Raw genomic sequence first — 459 nt, forward strand, 5'->3', positions numbered from 1 at the left:
AGTATCACACCCGTTGGACAACTGCCACGTAAGATAAAAGCGCTGGTTGAAAACGCAGGGTGACTCAAGGCTCCTTGCCCTTCAATAATAATCAGATCCGGATTTTCTTTTTCATAGGCCTGTACAATGACAGATTCCAACTCACCGGCACAAAATTGTGAAGGAACAGCATCGAGTGCAACGCAGTATTGTGCGCCCTGCATAATGCCTGTTTGACCAGTGGCAATCAGAACGACGTTAAGGCCTTTTTTAGTCAGTTCATTCGCCAATATTGTTGCTGTTGTTCGTTTTCCTAGCGCGCAATCCGTCCCCATTACAGCAATTCTCGGGCATTTAACGTTGTGTATTTTCCCGCTAAACGTTTTCAGTTCGCCTTTATTTTTGGGTTTGCGAGTATCGAATATTCGAACGTTATTCTTTAAGCTGGCTTCTAAAAATAGAGGATCATCGGTTAGGAAT

Annotated in this window: 1 protein-coding gene; it reads right to left on the reverse strand. The window is 43.8% G+C overall.

Translation table 11 applies throughout. The features are described from left to right. Window positions 1–459: DUF1611 domain-containing protein (locus tag AB4482_RS22815; protein ID WP_372181790.1), on the reverse strand; the 459-nt coding region annotated here is incomplete at both ends.

The sequence above is a fragment of the Vibrio sp. 10N.222.55.C7 genome, assembly GCF_041473335.1.
Lineage (GTDB): Bacteria > Pseudomonadota > Gammaproteobacteria > Enterobacterales > Vibrionaceae > Vibrio > Vibrio crassostreae_C.